This is a genomic window from Nocardiopsis potens DSM 45234 (assembly GCF_000341105.1).
GTDB classification, from domain to species: Bacteria; Actinomycetota; Actinomycetes; order Streptosporangiales; family Streptosporangiaceae; genus Nocardiopsis_A; species Nocardiopsis_A potens.
This window is the reverse complement of record NZ_ANBB01000056.1, coordinates 77270-92400: the sequence shown is the minus strand read 5'-3', so window position 1 is coordinate 92400 and position 15131 is coordinate 77270. Positions and strand designations below refer to the sequence as shown.

Annotated in this window: 13 protein-coding genes; 9 read left to right on the top strand and 4 right to left on the bottom strand. The window is 74.0% G+C overall.

Annotated elements, in window-relative coordinates:
* Positions 1 to 103: 103 nt before the first annotated feature.
* Positions 104 to 1471, top strand: a complete 1368-nt coding sequence (locus D459_RS0123060) for an FAD-dependent oxidoreductase (RefSeq protein ID WP_020380302.1) — start codon at positions 104 to 106, stop codon at positions 1469 to 1471.
* Positions 1472 to 1587: 116 nt separating this feature from the next.
* Here the strand turns inward: D459_RS0123060 and D459_RS0123055 are convergent, their stop codons facing one another.
* Complete coding sequence (locus tag D459_RS0123055; RefSeq protein WP_081620672.1) at positions 1588 to 2250, bottom strand: TetR/AcrR family transcriptional regulator; 663 nt, start codon at positions 2248 to 2250, stop codon at positions 1588 to 1590.
* A gap of 116 nt (positions 2251 to 2366) precedes the next feature.
* Between D459_RS0123055 and D459_RS0123050 the strand changes: the two genes are divergently transcribed.
* Positions 2367 to 3755 (top strand): GH1 family beta-glucosidase, encoded by a 1389-nt coding sequence (locus tag D459_RS0123050; protein ID WP_017595373.1) that lies wholly within the window; start codon positions 2367 to 2369, stop codon positions 3753 to 3755.
* Positions 3752 to 5215, top strand: coding sequence for an aldehyde dehydrogenase (NADP(+)) (locus tag D459_RS0123045; RefSeq protein WP_020380301.1), 1464 nt, complete (start codon positions 3752 to 3754; stop codon positions 5213 to 5215). Before D459_RS0123050 ends, D459_RS0123045 begins: the two co-directional genes overlap by 4 nt.
* 134 nt (positions 5216 to 5349) lie before the next feature.
* Here D459_RS0123045 and D459_RS0123040 read toward each other — a convergent pair whose 3' ends face one another.
* Both D459_RS0123040 and D459_RS0123035 read right to left on the bottom strand, forming a co-directional pair.
* Positions 5350 to 6300, bottom strand: coding sequence for an NAD(P)-dependent oxidoreductase (locus tag D459_RS0123040; protein ID WP_449289438.1), 951 nt, complete (start codon positions 6298 to 6300; stop codon positions 5350 to 5352).
* Between the two features lie 591 nt (positions 6301 to 6891).
* Positions 6892 to 7299, bottom strand: a complete 408-nt coding sequence (locus tag D459_RS0123035) for a type II toxin-antitoxin system VapC family toxin (protein WP_017595370.1) — start codon at positions 7297 to 7299, stop codon at positions 6892 to 6894.
* A gap of 213 nt (positions 7300 to 7512) precedes the next feature.
* On the opposite strand from D459_RS0123035, the gene D459_RS0123030 reads away from it, so the two are divergent.
* The 4 genes from D459_RS0123030 to add all read left to right on the top strand — a co-directional run bounded on the left by D459_RS0123030 (position 7513) and on the right by add (position 11240).
* Positions 7513 to 8547: a hypothetical protein gene (locus tag D459_RS0123030; RefSeq protein WP_241485109.1), complete on the top strand. Its 1035-nt coding sequence runs from the start codon at positions 7513 to 7515 to the stop codon at positions 8545 to 8547.
* Between the two features lie 108 nt (positions 8548 to 8655).
* On the top strand, positions 8656 to 9021 hold the full coding sequence (locus D459_RS0123025; RefSeq protein ID WP_017595368.1) for a VOC family protein: 366 nt from the start codon (positions 8656 to 8658) through the stop codon (positions 9019 to 9021).
* A 288-nt stretch (positions 9022 to 9309) separates the two neighbouring features.
* Entirely contained in the window at positions 9310 to 10131 is an 822-nt protein-coding gene (locus D459_RS0123020; protein ID WP_017595367.1) for a helix-turn-helix domain-containing protein, read from the top strand.
* A 65-nt stretch (positions 10132 to 10196) separates the two neighbouring features.
* On the top strand, positions 10197 to 11240 hold the full coding sequence (gene add, locus D459_RS0123015) for an adenosine deaminase (RefSeq protein WP_017595366.1): 1044 nt from the start codon (positions 10197 to 10199) through the stop codon (positions 11238 to 11240).
* Between the two features lie 6 nt (positions 11241 to 11246).
* Here add and D459_RS0123010 read toward each other — a convergent pair whose 3' ends face one another.
* The gene (locus D459_RS0123010; protein WP_017595365.1) at positions 11247 to 12344 is read right to left on the bottom strand and encodes a CapA family protein; all 1098 of its coding nucleotides are present in this window, start codon (positions 12342 to 12344) and stop codon (positions 11247 to 11249) included.
* A 605-nt stretch (positions 12345 to 12949) separates the two neighbouring features.
* On the opposite strand from D459_RS0123010, the gene D459_RS0123005 reads away from it, so the two are divergent.
* Both D459_RS0123005 and D459_RS32470 read left to right on the top strand, forming a co-directional pair.
* Positions 12950 to 14086 carry a chaplin family protein gene (locus D459_RS0123005; RefSeq protein ID WP_017595364.1) on the top strand — a complete coding sequence of 379 codons (1137 nt, stop codon included), beginning with the start codon at positions 12950 to 12952 and terminating at the stop codon, positions 14084 to 14086.
* A 72-nt stretch (positions 14087 to 14158) separates the two neighbouring features.
* Entirely contained in the window at positions 14159 to 14992 is an 834-nt protein-coding gene (locus D459_RS32470) for an SURF1 family cytochrome oxidase biogenesis protein (protein ID WP_338044451.1), read from the top strand.
* Positions 14993 to 15131: the final 139 nt, after the last annotated feature.

Here is a 15131-nt window from a genome sequence, read left to right as displayed (position 1 = left end):
AGAAAGCCACCAAGTCGCCCGACCGTCGCTCAGGGATGATCCCATGGAACGCGGGCGGGCCGAAGCACCGGTATCCGGCGGGAGAGGCCGTATGAAGCGAGAGATGAACGCCCGGCCACGCCTCGTCGTCGTCGGCGGCGACGCGGCGGGCATGAGCGCGGCCTCCCAGGCGCGCCGACGGATCGGTCCGGAGGACCTGGAGATCGTCGCCCTGGAACGAGGCTCCCACACGTCCTACTCCGCATGCGGCATCCCCTACCTGGTCGGGAAAACCGTACCCAGTCCGGAGGACCTGATCGCCCGGACCCCCGAGGTCTTCTGGCGCGACCACGCCATCGAGGCGCGCACCGGGACCGAGGTCACCGCGATCGACACCGAGCGCCGCGAGGTCACCGCGACCGGCCCGGGCGGCGCCTACACCGAGCGCTACGACCGCCTGGTGATCGCCACCGGCGCCCGGCCCCGCCGCCCTGACCTGCCCGGATTCGACGCCTACGGGGTGTTCGGGGTGCAGACCCTGGACGACGGCACCGAGGTCTCGGCGTTCCTGGAGCGGCACGGGCCGCGCCGGGCCGTGGTGGTCGGCGGCGGCTACATCGGGCTGGAGATGGCCGAGGCGTTCCTCACACGCGGCCTGGAGGTCACCGTCGTCGACTCCGGGCCCGAGCCGATGGGCACCCTCGACCCGGACATGGGCGCACTGGTGCGCGGGGCGATGGAGGAGATGGGCGTCGCGGTGCGCACCGGGGAACGGGCCACCGCGGTCGCGGTCGACGGCGGCCGGGTGAGCGCGGTGCACACCGACACCGGCGGCGAGTACCCCGCCGACATCGTCTGCCTGGGCCTGGGCGTGCGCCCGGACAGCCGGCTGGCCGAAGAGGCCGGCCTGGAGACCGGCCCCACCGGCGGCGTCAAGGTGGACGCCCGGATGCGCACCTCGGTGCCGGGCGTGTGGTCCGCCGGGGACTGCGTGGAGGTGTTCCACCGGGTCAGCAGGGCGCCGGCCGCGATCGCCCTGGGCACCCACGCCAACAAGCAGGGCCGGGTCGCCGGCATCGACATCGGCGGCGGCTACGCCCGGTTCGAGGGGGTGGTGGGCACCGCCGTCACCAAGATCTGCGCGGTGGAGGTGGCGCGCACCGGCCTGAACGAGGCCGAGGCCGCGGCGGCCGGGTTCGCCTACGAGACGGTGGTGATGACGTCGGACTCCCGGGCCGGCTACTACCCCGGGGCGCAGCCGATGACGCTCAAGCTGCTCGCCGAGCGGGACACCGGCCGGCTGCTGGGCGGCCAGATCGTCGGCCGGGAGAACGCGGCCAAGCGGGTCGACGTGCTCGCCACCGCGCTCTGGAACGGCATGGACGTCCTCGACATGAGCGGCATGGACCTCGGCTACGCCCCGCCGTTCTCCCCGGTCTGGGACCCGGTGCTGATCGCCGCCCGCAAACTCGCCGAGCGGGTGCACGGCTAGTCCCCGGCGGGATCCGGTGGTCTTGGCGTTGCGGGGGTATCAGAGCGCTCTGATACCCCCGCAACGCCAAGACCACCGCCCTTCCGCGGGCCCGGTTCCGCGGAAGGGGACGGGGCTCAGTCCACGTGCCGGCCGAGGTAGGCGCGGAGCATCACCTTGGTCTCCTCGATCAGGGCCGGGTCGCCGTCGGGGTCGCGGCGGAACGCCAGCTTCAGCACCGCGTCGGCGGCCTCCACCGCCACGGTCACCGCCCGGTCCAGCCGCTCCCCCTCGGACGCCCCGGCCAGCGCGGTGAGCAGCTCGCGCAGGCGCGTCGCGATGACCCCGTTGTTGTCCGCGCCGGAATCGAGCAGGTTCACGTCGACCACGTCGCCGAAATGCAGGCTGCGGAATCCCGGGACGGTTCGGTGCATGTCCAGGTATTCGTCGATGACGACGTCGACGGCCTCGCTCCAATGGCCGAATCCGCCCGCTTCGATGCGCGCGCCCACCCGGGAGCTGAACATGTCCAGATAACGCAGGCCGAGGGCCTGGGTGATGGCGCGCTTGTCCGGGAAGAACTGGTAGACGGAGCCGATGGCGACCCCGGCCCGCTCCGCGATCCGGGTGGTGGACAGCTCGCTGTAGCCGGCCTCGTCGAGCAGCTCGGCGCAGGCGTCGAGCATTCTGCGGACCCGCTCCCTGCTGCGCTGCTGCGCCGGGCGGCGGCGGAGCGGGGCGTGGGCCAGTGCGGGTTCGACGGACAGCGCCGTGCCGGTGGAACTGCGAGAGGTAGTCATCACGAACCTATGATGCCTTTCCGGAAACGGACGGTTCCCGTAATATCCGGGGCGGCCGCCCGCTACCGGCGGGGACACCGGTTTGGCCGATTCCGGCCTGTTAAGGAGCGCGCTTCGTGATCCCGTCCGGGCCGCAGAGCGTCCCGCAATTCCCGAGCGGTTTCCTGTGGGGCACCGCGACCGCCTCGCACCAGGTGGAAGGGGGCGCCGGCGAGCGCGGCCCGTCGATCTGGGACGCCTTCGCCGCCGAACCCGGGCGGATCGCCGGCGGGGCCACCGCGCGCACCGCCTGCGACCACTACCGCCGCTACGCCGAGGACGTCGCGCTGATGGCGCGGCTGGGCGCGAACGCCTACCGGTTCTCGCTGGCCTGGCCGCGGATCCTGCCCGCCGGGCGCGGCGCGGTGAGCGGCCCCGGCGCCGCCTTCTACGACCGGCTCATCGACCGGCTGCTGGAGGCGGGCATCGAACCGGTGCCCACCCTGTACCACTGGGACCTGCCGCGGTCGCTGGAGGAGGAGGGCGGCTGGCTCTCCCGCGCCACGGTGGACGCGTTCGCCGAGTACACCGCGGCCGCCCTGGAGCGCTACGGCGACCGGGTGCGGCGGTGGGGGACCCTCAACGAGCCGTTCGTGCACATGGCCTTCGGGTACGCCTTCGGTGTGCACGCACCGGGGAAGGCGCTGCTGGCCGGCGCGCTTCCGGCCGCCCACCACCAGCTGCTGGCGCACGCCCGCGCCGCGGCGCTGATCCGCGCCGCCGGCCGGGAGGCGATGCTGGTGGACAACCTGACCCCGGTGCGGCCGCTGCCCGGCGGCGGGGACGCGGCCGAGGAGGCCGCCCGCGCCTACGACGCCCTGCACAACCGGGTCTTCCTCGACCCGCTGCTGCTCGGCGCCTACCCGGAGCTGCCGGACGGCTGGGCGGAGCCGCTCGCCGGCGCGGTCCGCCCCGGCGACCTGGCGGAGATCCACGGCTCGGCGGACGCGCTCGGCGTCAACTACTACAACCCGACCCTGATCGCCCCGCCCGGCCCTGAGGACGGCCTGCCGTTCGCGATGCCGCCCTACACCGACGCCTTCCCGGACACCCCGGTCACCGGCTTCGGCTGGCCGGTGGTCCCGGACGGGCTGCACGAGCTGCTCACCGGGCTGCAGGAGCGGTACGGCCGCGCGCTGCCGCCGATCCTCGTCACCGAGAACGGCTGCTCCCGGGCGGACGCCCCGGACGCCGCCGGCCGGGTCGCCGACCCGGAGCGCATCGCCTACCTCGACGGGCACCTGCGCGCGCTGGCCCGCGCCGCCGCCGACGGGGTGGACGTGCGCGGCTACTTCGCCTGGTCGCTGCTGGACAACTTCGAATGGGCCGAGGGGTACACCCAGCGGTTCGGCCTGGTCCACGTCGACTTCGGCACCGGCGAGCGCACCCCGAAGGACTCCTACGAGTGGTACCGGGCCTGGATCGGGCGGGCCCGGGCCGCGGACGCGGAAAGGACACGGCCATGACGGGCATCCCCGCCGACACCACCGAGGAAGCGCTGGACCGGGTGATGGAGCGGGCCGCCGAGGCCGCCCCGGTGCTGGCCGCGATGCGCCCGGCGGAGCGGGCGGCGCTGCTGCGCGCCGCCGCGGACGCGCTGGACTCCGCGGCCGAGGAGCTGGTCCCGATCGCGATCGAGGAGAGCTCCCTGCCCGAGCCGCGCTGCCGCGGCGAACTCGGCCGCACCACCTTCCAGCTGCGGTTCTTCGCCGACCTGGTGGAGCAGGGCGGATACCTGGAGGCCTCGATCGACCGGGCCGACGGCAAATGGGGGATGGGGCCGCGGCCGGACGTGCGCCGGATGCTGGTGCCGATCGGCCCGGTCGCGGTGTTCGGGGCGAGCAACTTCCCGTTCGCGTTCAGCACGGCCGGCGGCGACACCGCGTCGGCGCTGGCCGCGGGGTGCCCGGTGGTGGTCAAGGCGCACCCGGGGCACCCGCGGCTGGCCCGCGCCACCGGCGAGGCCGTCGCCGCGGCGCTGGCCGGAGGGGGCGCGCCCGAGGGGGCGTTCGCGGTGGTCTACGGGGAGGAGACCGGGCGCCGCGCGGTGCTGCACCCGCGCACCCGGGCGGTGGGCTTCACCGGGTCGATCCCGGGCGGGCGGGCCCTGTTCGACCTGGCCTCCTCGCGCCCGGACCCGATCCCGTTCTACGGCGAGCTGGGCAGCGTGAACCCGGTGTTCGTCACCCGGGCGGCGATGGCGGCCCGCGGCCCGGAGATCCTGGAGGGCTACGCCGGGTCGTTCACCCAGGGGGCGGGGCAGTTCTGCACCAAGCCGGGCGTGCTGCTGGTGCCCCGGGAGGCCGACCTGGGGCCGCTGGTCGCCGACATCGAGGGCCGCGCCGCGGCCCGGCTGCTCAACGACCGGGTGGCCGGCGGCTTCGCCGCCGGGCTGGACCGGCTCTCCGCCCGCCCCGGCGTGCAGGTGCTGGTCCGGGGCGCCGACGGCGGGGCCGACGGGTGGACCCCGTCGCTGCTGGCCGCCGACGCCGACGCGCTGCTCGCCGACCCCGAGGGCCTGCTGGAGGAGTGCTTCGGCCCGGCGTCCCTGGTGGTCCGCTACGACGACGAGGCCCGGCTGCCGGAGATCGCCGGGACGCTGCACGGCCAGCTCACCTCCACCGTGCACGGCGAGGAGTCCGACGAGGTCGCCCCGGCCCTGCTGGCGGTGCTCTCCGAACACGCCGGCCGGGTGCTGTGGAACGGCTGGCCCACCGGCGTCTCGGTCACCCACGCCATGCACCACGGCGGCCCCTACCCGGCGTCCACCTCGGTGCTGCACACCTCGGTCGGCTCCACGGCGATCCGCAGGTTCCTCCGCCCGGTCGCCTACCAGTCCGTCCCCGACCCCCTCCTCCCGGAGGCCCTGCGCGACGCCAACCCGCTCGGCATCCCCCGCCTGGTCGACGGCGCCCCGGAGAAGTAGCCGCCCCGCAGAGCGGAGAGGAGGGCGGCCGGCCGCCCTCCCCGTCTCCGCGCCGGACCCGCCGCCCGCGAGAGGAGGCGGAGGAGGGGCGGTGGCGGCCGTTTCCGTCCCCGCCGCCGCGGCCCGGGAAGGCCTCAGCCGCGCGGGGGAAGCAGCTCGAACAGGGAGGAGAAGCCCTGGTCGCCGTGGCCGTCGGCGATGCGGCGGTCCATCAGCCGCTTGACCTCGCGCATCCGCACCGCCTCCACGCCCAGGGACTCCCGGTGGGAGATCATGTCGTCCATCAGCGCCGCCTGGACGTTCAGCGACCCCAGGTCCGGGCCGTACTCGCCGGTCTTCACCGCCTTGGCCATCGATTCCAGCAGCGGCGGGTAGCCGGCCATCGAGGCCGCCACCCGGCCGGTGAACTCCTCCGCGTCGACGCCCTCGGCGCGCACCAGCCGGAGCGTGTGCAGGAAGCCGATGAGCAGCTCGTAGCCGACCGCGACCTGGGCCATGAACTCCACCGCCGCCGCCCCGGCGTCCTCGCCGTGGTAGGCGATGGTGCCCAGCTCCTTCAGCGCCGCCTCGTGGGCCTGGAACGCCTCCCGGGAGCCGCTGAACGGGAACATGATGTTCGGGGTGCCCACGTACGGCGGGTCGCCCATGATCTTGCCGTCGATGTAGTCGGCGCCGTGCTCGCCGGCCCACCGGGCGTGGCCGCGGGCCTGGGCGGGCGATCCGCTGGTGAGGTTGACCAGCACCCTGCCCTCCACCGCGTCCCCGAGGGAGGCCAGCACCTGCTCGACCGCCGCCGTGTCGAGCAGGCAGACCACCACCAGCGGGCTCGCCTGCGTTGCCTCGGCGGCCGTCGCGGCGACCGCTGCCCCGGCCTCGGCCAGCGGCGCGGCCTTGCCCGCGGTCCGGTTCCACACCGTCGTGCGGTACCCCCGCTCGGCGAAGGTCCGGGCGATCGCCGACCCCATGTCACCCAGGCCGAGCACGCTCACGCGCGGGGCCGCGTCCGCGGAGCCGCCGGTGGTCGAAGTCGCCATGATGTCCTCTTCCGTTTCCGTGTCCCGAGCCGCACGGGCGGCCGAACGCAGGTCACGGTAGAAGTTCGAGTGCACTGGAGGTCAAACCCCCGGAACCGGGGAATCCGCGAGGGCGGCCCGGCGGCCCGCTCACGGCCTCCGGTCCAGCCGGTCCACGAGCGCACCGGACTCGTCGAACCTCTCGCGCAGCAGCAGCCGCCCGTCGGGGCCGAACAGCGAGCGGCGCCGGACGCCCCCGTCCGGGTACCGGTCGGTCCATTCGCCGACCGCCCGGTTCCGGTGGACGGTACCGGCGCTCTTCGGGGCGCTTCGGGGCGCCGTCGGGGTACCAGGCCCGGCTGGGGCCCTGCCCGAAGCCGTTCTCGTAGGTCGCCGGCTCCACGGGCGTGCCGTCCGCGGCGCAGGCCGCCATCCGCCCCGTGTACGGCTCGCCGCGGTAGAACATCAGGGCGAGGTCCGGGTCGTACTCGGCTTCGGGGCCGCAGAGGCCGACCGGCCCGCCGTCCCGTCCCGTTCCTCGGCCTTCCGGGCTCGTGGCCGATGCCGCAGCGGCGGAGGGCCGGTGGTCCGCGCATCCTCCAGCAGCCGAGCACGGCCGGTCCGAGGGCCCCGGGGCGGGCATCGGTGCTCCGGCCGGCGTGGTCATTCCTGCGGGTAGTGCAGGACCCGGGCCCGGTGCCCTGCCGCCTTGGCGAGTTCCGTGTCGTCAGTGAGGAGCGGAAGCTCCAGCCCCTCGGTGAGGGCGACGTACATCGCGTCGTAGGCGGTGAGGTCGTCGCGCAGTTCCTGCACGCGGAGCTGGAGCGGCTGCATCGGGTGGCGCGTGGTGTGCAGTCCCCGGTAGCGGGCGAGCATCGTCCGCGCCCGCCGCTCGGTGATCCGTACGTTGGGCTTACTCGTGCCGGACAGCCCGCGGATCACGCCGGAGACCTCCGCGTCCAGTAGCGCAGGCGCGTGCACCCGACGCGTGAGGCGATGGCGCAGCAGGTCGTCCTCCCGGCGGGCGGCCAGGAGCCTGATGGCGATCGAGCAGTCGACGATGTAGCTCATCGGTGACCATCCGCCCTGAACTCCCGTAGGTCCGCTGCGGTGTAGTCGATCGGCTCGTCTTCGGCGAGGCGTGCCATCACCTCATCGAGCTCTGGAAGAGAGGCCTCCTCCAGGATCAGCTCGCGGAGAGTGGTAGTACCGCATCACGGAGCTCATGGCGCCCACGGCGGGGGGGAGAGCATGTCGGTGTTCGCGTGCGCAGGGTGCGGGGCCGTGCTGAGTGCTCCCGTGTCGCGGGTCGCGCTGCCCCTGCACGCCCGCCAGAGCTGGGGGAACGGGCTGCTGCTCCCGGCGCTGATGGAATCGGGCACCTATGCGGTCGACCCGGAGCCCTCCGGGCCTCCGTGGCGGCGGTGGGACGAGATCGGAGCGGACGAGGCGGCGGCCCGCGGCGTGTTCGCACCGGTGCACGCCCTGTCCTTCGGCGCCCCGGGGGCGATCGTCGTCGCGCCCGGCGACACGCGCGGCACCGCCCTGATCCCCGGAAGGTACGCGGGCAACTGCTGCGGGCTGGACGGAAGCGACGGGCCGAACCTCGCCTGCGAGCGGTGCGGGCGGGAGGTGGCCACCTGCATCGACGACTGCTCGTACTGGCGGGCGGTCTGGTTCGACCCGGAGGCCGTGCGCGATGCTGCGGACGGCGGGCCCGCCGCCCGGGCGGCGGACCGGGACGAGGCGCCGGCGTGCGAGCGGTGGGACGTGCCGCCGGTCGAGCAGACCGGGGGATGGAGCCCGGAGTGGTCGGCGGCCGTCGGCTCGGGCCTGGCGCACCTCCTGGCGGCCTCGGCGGGCGCCCCCGTGGCGGTTCCCGGCGGGCTCTTCGCCGAGCTGTTCACCCCGGCGCTGAACGCACTGCTGCCGGCCGGCGAGCCGGTGCGAAGGGCGGTGTTCGCCGGTCCCGGCCTGCCCGCCCCGGCCGGTGCGTCCGACATCCCGGTGGTGCCGATCCATCCGCTGACCGGGGAGGCCTGGCGGCCACCCGGTGCGGAGCGGCGGACCGTGCCCCTGCCCGCCGGAATGTGGGCGCGGCTGGTCGTCCCCGAGGAGCGGCTGCCGGTCCCCGCGACGGGCGGACTGCCCGCCGGGGTCCTCCGCGACGATCCGCCGCCGATGCGCCCGATGACCCTGATGCGGCCGGACCCGCAGATCTTCCTGCACACCCTGGCGCGGCTGCCGGCGGTCCGGCGGCCGCGGCTGCGCGGGATCTACGACCGGGTGCGGAGCAGGCCGTACGGCCGCCCGTTCTAGAGGCGGGCGCCTGCTCGGAGGCCTCGGAAAAACATGACGGCCCCTGTCCGGTTTCAACGGCACAGTCCTCCACGTCCCGACCACGGCGATCATCTGGAGGACCGGACCATGGCCGACCCGATCGTGTTCATCGTCTACGTCAACGACGCCCCCGCGGCCGCGCGCTTCTACGCCGATCTCCTGGAGATCGAACCGACCTTCGAGACCCCGCGGTACATCTTCTTCGGCCTGGCGGACGGCACCGGCCTCGCCGTGTGGAGCGGTGCGGACGGCGAGGTGGCGCCGGAGACGCGGCGCACCAGCGAGGTCTGCCTGACCCTGGAGGGCGGGCGCGACGCCATCGACGCGCGGTTCAAGGAGTGGACCGGCAAGGGGGTCCGCGTGGTCAGCGAGCCGCGCGACGAGGTGTTCGGGCGGACCTTCGTCGTCGCGGACCCGGACGGCAACCTGGTCCGGGTGGCCCCCGTCGACTGACACGGGACCACCGGGGTCCGGCGGGGCCGGAGGCGGGCGCCTCCGGCCCCGCCCGTTCTGCCCGCGCTGCCCGCACGGCCTCGACCGAGCAGGCCGAGGAGGTAGGCGGCGAGCAGCATGCCCGGGACGGTGCAGGTGTAGGCGACGGCGTCGGCGAAGGGTTCGGAGCAGCAGAGCCGGGAGGGTGCCGACGGTTACGGTCGCCGCGTCGAAGAGGCCCAGCGAGGAGAGAAAACGACTGGTGGGCTGCCTGTCCGGCGACGTCACCTGATCATTCGGCTCAGGCGCATGCGCCGGGACGCCGGCCTCTCGCAGGATGAGGTCTGGAAAGTGCTCGGCTGGAGCAGGGCCGAGCTCCAGCGCCTGGAGGCGGGGGAGTTCCAGCGGCTCGAGGCCGATGACGTCATGGCGCGCTGCCGGCTGTACGAGGCGGACAAGGCCGAGGCGGAAGAGCCGGTCCAGATCGCTCGGGACTCCCGCAAGAACCTGCCCTCGCGGTACCAGTCCAAGGACGTGCTCCCAGGGGCGTTCATCGGCCTGGAGTCTGAAGCGAGCCTGATCCAGGAGTTCGGTATGGGACTGGTACCCGGCCTCTTCCGGACACGGGACTACATCGCCGCTCTGTTCGAGCGAGCCGTTGGTACCCCGGAACAGGAGGCCTCCACACGTCCGGAGGTTCGCCTGGAACGCCAGAGGTCCGTGATGGAGCGGGATCGGCCGCCCGCGATCATGAGCGTCGCCGATGAGGCCGCGATCCACAGGGAAGCCGGCGGCGAAGCGGTCATGAAGGGGCGGATCCGGCATCTTCCGGATCTGTCGGAGCGGCCGAACATCGAGATCCGGATTCTGCCCTTCAAGGCGGGAGCGCACACGGGAACGTCCATCCCGTTCGCGCTGTTCGGGTTCGATGGCGGCGGTGCGGCTGGGAGCCTGGTCTACGCAGAGACGCGCAAGGATGGCTTCTACCTGGAGGAAGAGGAGGAAGTCGCCGACACCCACCCCCGCACGAGCGCCGTGCGCGGCACCGAGAACCGCGGCCTCGGGGCGCTCCTCCTCCCCTCCCCCGAGTGGCAGGCGTTCCTGGACGCGGCCGAGCGCCGCGCCTTCTGACGGATCCTCGTCAAGTGCCGGGCCGGGGCATCGACGCCGCGGTCCGGCCGGAGTAGCTTCCCGGCATGGACCACCACCCCGAGGAACCGGTCGCGCCGGATGTCGAGGCGTTCATCCGGGAGCTGCCCAAGGTCGAGCTGCACGTCCACCTGGAGGGCTCGATGCGGCCGGAGCTGCTGCTCCGGCTGGCGCGGAAGCACCGCGCCGCCGGCATCCCGTCCTCCCCCGACGAGCTGCGCGAGTGGTACGCCTTCACCGACTTCCCGCACTTCATCGACGTCTACCTCACCTCGGTGACCGCCCTCCTCGACGAGCAGGACTTCGCCGACCTGGCCGCCGACGTCGCGGGCGACCTCGCCGCGCAGAACGTCCGCTACGCCGAGGTGCACGTCAGCCTGTTCGGGCATCTGATGCGCGGGGTGGACGCCCGCACCGTCTTCGACGGGATCGAGCGCGGCCGCCGCGCCGCCGAGGACGAGCACGGCATCCGGCTCCGCTGGATCCCCGACTTCCCCGGCGACTACGGCCTGGACAGCGCCGAGCAGACCCTGGACGCCACCCTCCGGCACGGCCCGGACAGCGTGGTCGGCTTCGGCATCGGCGGCATCGAGGTGTCCCGGACCCCCTTCGCCGGCGTGTTCGGCCGGGCGCGCGCCGCCGGGCTGCGCAGTCTGCCGCACGCCGGGGAGAACGGCGGCCCGGAGCGGGTCCGCGAGGCCCTCGACCTGCTCGGTGCCGAGCGGATCGGGCACGGCATCGACGCGGCCCGCGACCCCGAGCTCCTGGCCCGGCTCCGCGACGAGCGGATCCCGGTGGACGTCTCGCCCACCTCCAACCTGCGCACCCGCGCGGTGGCCGAGCTCAAGGCCCACCCGCTGCCCGCCATGCTGGAGGCCGGCCTGATCACCACGCTGAACAGCGACGACCCGCCGATGTTCGGCACCGATCTGCTCGGCGAGTACCGCACCGCGCACCGGATGGGCCTGGGCCTCCCCGAGCTCGCCGAACTCGCCCGCAACGGCGTGCGCGCCTCCTACCTGGACCCGGCCGGCAAGCAGTCCCTGCTCACCGAGATCGACGCGGTGGCCGCCCGGTACGGGGCCGGCTGAGGAGGGTCACCCCTCCGGCTCCGCGGTGAGGCCGGTGGAGCAGGTCTCGCGGAGCGACTCCCAGTCGGCGGCGGCCCGCTCCGCCTCCTCGCCGGTGGAGGGGATCGGGACGCCGCCCTCCAGTCGGGCCGGGGTCCACTCGTCCCCGGTGACCTCGCCGTCCTCCAGGGTCAGGGTGAGCACGCCGCTCTCCGCGGTCGGCCCGGCGTGGCTGTAGAACACGAAGTTGCCCAGCCCGTAGTGGACGTAGCCGCCGCCCAGGTACCCGCCGGGAGAGAGGACGTGGGCGTGTCCGCCGACGACCGCGTCGGCGCCCGCACCGATCAGCCGCTCGGCCAGGTCCGGGGCGTGCGGCAGCGGGCAGTGGTCGCCCTCCAGGCCCCAGTGCAGGTTGACGATGACCGCGTCCGCCCGCTCGGCCGCGTCCTCCACCGCGGTGACGAGTCGGTCGGCCGCCCCGTACTTGGCCGACGCCAGCCCGGGCCGGTCCTCGCCGGCGGTCCAGGGCTCGATCAGGTGCTCGTCCATGACGTCGGCGGCGCCGAGGAACGCCACGGTGTCCCCGCCCGCCTCGACCAGGTGCGGGGCGTAGGCGGCATCGGCGTCGCGGCCCGCGCCGACCAGCGGGAACCCGGCCCGGTCCGCGGCGTCCAGGGTGTCGGCCAACCCCTCCCGGCCGTAGTCCATGCCGTGGTTGTTGGCGAGTGAGGCGACGTCGACCCCGGCGCCGTCCAGCGCCTCGAAGGCGGTGTCGGGGGCGCGGAACCGGAACTCCTTGCCGGGCGCCGGGGTGCCGCCGCCGGTCACCGCGGTCTCCAGGTTGACCAGGGCGAGGTCGGCCTCGGAGAGCACGTCCGCGATCGGGCCCATCGCGGTCGCCGGGTCCTTCTCCAACCGGTCCCGCAGCACCCCCTCGAAGTGGACGTCGCCGCCGACGGCGATGGTGTACGGCTCCTTGGCCTCCGCCGACGGCGACGGTGACGGAGGGACCTGATCGGTCGCGCTCTCCAGGTCGCCCTCGGCCCGGGTGCAGGAGGAGAGCAGTGCGGCGGTGGCCAGCAGGGCGGCGATCCGGATCGGGGAGGCGGGGGTCGTAGGCGTCACGCGCTGCTCCACGGGGGGACGGCGGCCGGGGAGGCCGTCAGGCGGGAGAGGGGGAGTGCGAGGCGGAGAGGGGGCGGGGGGTCGTTGAATGTGACGCCCGCCACTCGCTTCCGGTTGGCGCGATGTGCGCGGATATGTCCGAACCTTCGGTCCGCAGTGCCCTGGAACGGGTCGCCTGCCCGTTCCGAGGCTTTTCTGGTGTGCAGCGGAATAAGGGCGGTATTCGGGTTCCAAGGGCCGTTCGTCCGGCGACGTGGCAGGGGGTTGCACGGAAAGGGGATCGGGCGGAGCGGCGTCTTTTCGGGCGGATGAAAATCCCGTTCGACCTGCACGGTCATGCCGGGGGTAATGCGGGGCATACCCGGCCTCCGATGGGTGAGCGGGGTGAATTCCGCAGAACTCCGGAGCGTTTCGGCCCGCGCTGCTAGCGTTGCGAAGCGCTGGAGGAGAAGGGCCCATTGCGCCGGTTCGGCCGGATGAATCCGCCATTTGCGGACCCGGGCCGCTCCTCCCGCCGTGTCGGCGATCCACCGCGCCCGCTCTGGTGTGCTCTGCGGCACCGGTCAATCACCCGGCGTAGTCTCGTTCGAAAGGCCATCCCTCACATGCACAAGCGGTTCTTCACCACCCCGGCGGCCGTGGCCCTGCTCACCGCCGGCCTGGTCGGCGCCTCCTGGCAGGCGGCCTGGGCCGATGCGCAGACCGACGGCTCCGGCGGCGTGGCCTCCGGCAACCGGATCAACGTCCCGGTCGACGTCGAGGCCGACCTGTGCGGCAACTCCCTCGCGGTGCTCGGCATCTCCAAGGCCCAGTGCACCGAGGTGTCGAAGGTCCTCTACGCCTCCAGCGACGAGGGGAAGGAGAGCGCGCCGGCCACCGACGGCTCCGGCGGGGTCGCCTCCGGCAACCAGATCGACATGCCGCTCGACGCCGCCCTGGACATCTGCGGGAACTCCGCCGCCGTCGGCGGGGTCTCCGAGGCCGACTGCACCAAGGTGGTGAAGAAGCTCGCCGAGGAGAGCGGCGGTTCGGACGGCTCCTCACCGAGCACCGACGGCTCCGGCGGCGTGGCCTCCGGCAACCAGATCGACATCCCGGTGGACACCGCGGTGAACATCTGCGGCAACTCTGTCGCGGTGCTCGGCGCCTCCAAGGCGGAGTGCACCACCATCATCAACATCATCGGCGGCGACGGGGGCGACGGCGGCTCCTCGCCGAGCACCGGCGGCTCCGGCGGCGTGGCCTCCGGCAACCAGATCGACATCCCGGTCAAGGCGGCGGTGAACATCTGCGGCAACGCGGTGTCCGTGCTGGGCGTCGCCGAGGCCGAGTGCCTGGAGAAGGTCGGCCACCCCGACGGCGACGACGGCGGCGGCGACGGCGGCAACGACGACGGCGGCAACGACGACGGGGGCAAGGACGGCGGCGGCGAGGACCCGGGCTCCGAGGACGGCGGGGACGACGGCGGCGACCACAACCCCGGCGGCGAGGACCCGGGCGCGGAGAAGCCGGACGAGGAGCCCGCGGAGGAGCCCGGCGCCGCCGACGGCGGGAAGGACGCCGGCGAGCGGACCCCGGCCGCCTCCTCCACCGGCTCCCTGCCGCTCACCGGCACCGCCCTGGGCGGCCTGATCGCCGCCGCGGCCGCCGCGGTCGGCACCGGCGCGGGCGCGATGTACCTCACCCGCAAGCGGCGCGCGGCCGCGGCCGGAGCCGCCGGCACCGAAGGCGCCGAGGACTGAGCCCCGACCGCGCATCGGCTCTCACCCAGGGCCGATGCGCGGTCCCCCGAGGCATCTCATAGCCTCGAAGACGTGCTTCGCGTCCTGATCTCACCCCGCATGCTGGCGTTCCACGCGCTGGTGCTGGTGGTCGTGCCCTCCTTCATCTGGCTGGGCTTCTGGCAGCTGCACCGGTGGGAGGACAAGTCCGCCGCGGCAGACCTCCAGGAGCACAACCTCGCCGCCGACCCGGTCCCGGTGGACGAGCTCACCGAGCCCGGCACCGACCTCGACCCGGACGACCGGTGGCGCCGGGCCACCGTCACCGGCACCTACGACACCGGGCACGAGCTGCTGGTCCGCAACCGGGACGGCTCCCAGGGCGTCGGCCTGCACGTGCTCACCCCGCTGGTCACCGAGGACGGTACGGCGCTGCTGGTCAACCGGGGATGGGTGCGCCAGCCGCCCACCTCGACGGAGCAGCCCGAGGTCCCCCCGGCCCCCGAGGGCGAGGTGACCGTCACCGCCCGGCTCCAGTTCAGCGAGACCACGGAGAACACCGGCGTCCGGGACCGCGGCGGCCTGCCCGAGGGCCAGATCATGCTGATCGACGTGGACGCCCTCGCCGAGGACCTGCCCTACCCGGTCTACGGCGGCTACGGCGAGCTCACCGAGCAGGAGCCGGCCTCCGACCCGGCCCCCGAGCCCCTCGCCGCCCCCGAGACCAACCTGGGGATGAACCTCTCCTACGCGGTCCAGTGGTGGGTCTTCACCGTCATCGCCGTCGTCGGCTGGGTCTTCCTGATGCGCCGCGAGATCCGCGATGCCGCCGCGGAGAGCACCGACGGGGCCGAGGACGCCTCGGCGGAGACCGGCGGCGCGGACCGCCCCGAGCACCCGGACCGGGCGGACCAGACGGTCGGCTGACCGCCTGATACCGCTGCCGGGAGAAGCCCGCGCCCCTGGGCGATGATCTTGACGTTGCGGGGGTGTCAGAGCCCTCTGACACCCCCGCAACGTCAAGATCATCGGGGGAGGGGAGGCGGGGCGGTCCCCCGGCTCCGGG

Bases quoted from the DNA above. Each gene is read 5' to 3' on its own strand.
- add (WP_017595366.1), top strand. From the start codon at position 10,197: ATGGACCACCACCCCGAGGAACCGGTCGCGCCGGATGTCGAGGCGTTC.
- D459_RS0123005 (WP_017595364.1), top strand. From the start codon at position 12,950: ATGCACAAGCGGTTCTTCACCACCCCGGCGGCCGTGGCCCTGCTCACC.
- D459_RS0123020 (WP_017595367.1), top strand. From the start codon at position 9,310: ATGCGCCGGGACGCCGGCCTCTCGCAGGATGAGGTCTGGAAAGTGCTC.
- D459_RS0123025 (WP_017595368.1), top strand. From the start codon at position 8,656: ATGGCCGACCCGATCGTGTTCATCGTCTACGTCAACGACGCCCCCGCG.
- D459_RS0123060 (WP_020380302.1), top strand. From the start codon at position 104: ATGAACGCCCGGCCACGCCTCGTCGTCGTCGGCGGCGACGCGGCGGGC.
- D459_RS0123035 (WP_017595370.1), bottom strand. From the start codon at position 7,299: ATGAGCTACATCGTCGACTGCTCGATCGCCATCAGGCTCCTGGCCGCC.
- D459_RS0123055 (WP_081620672.1), bottom strand. From the start codon at position 2,250: ATGACTACCTCTCGCAGTTCCACCGGCACGGCGCTGTCCGTCGAACCC.
- D459_RS0123045 (WP_020380301.1), top strand. From the start codon at position 3,752: ATGACGGGCATCCCCGCCGACACCACCGAGGAAGCGCTGGACCGGGTG.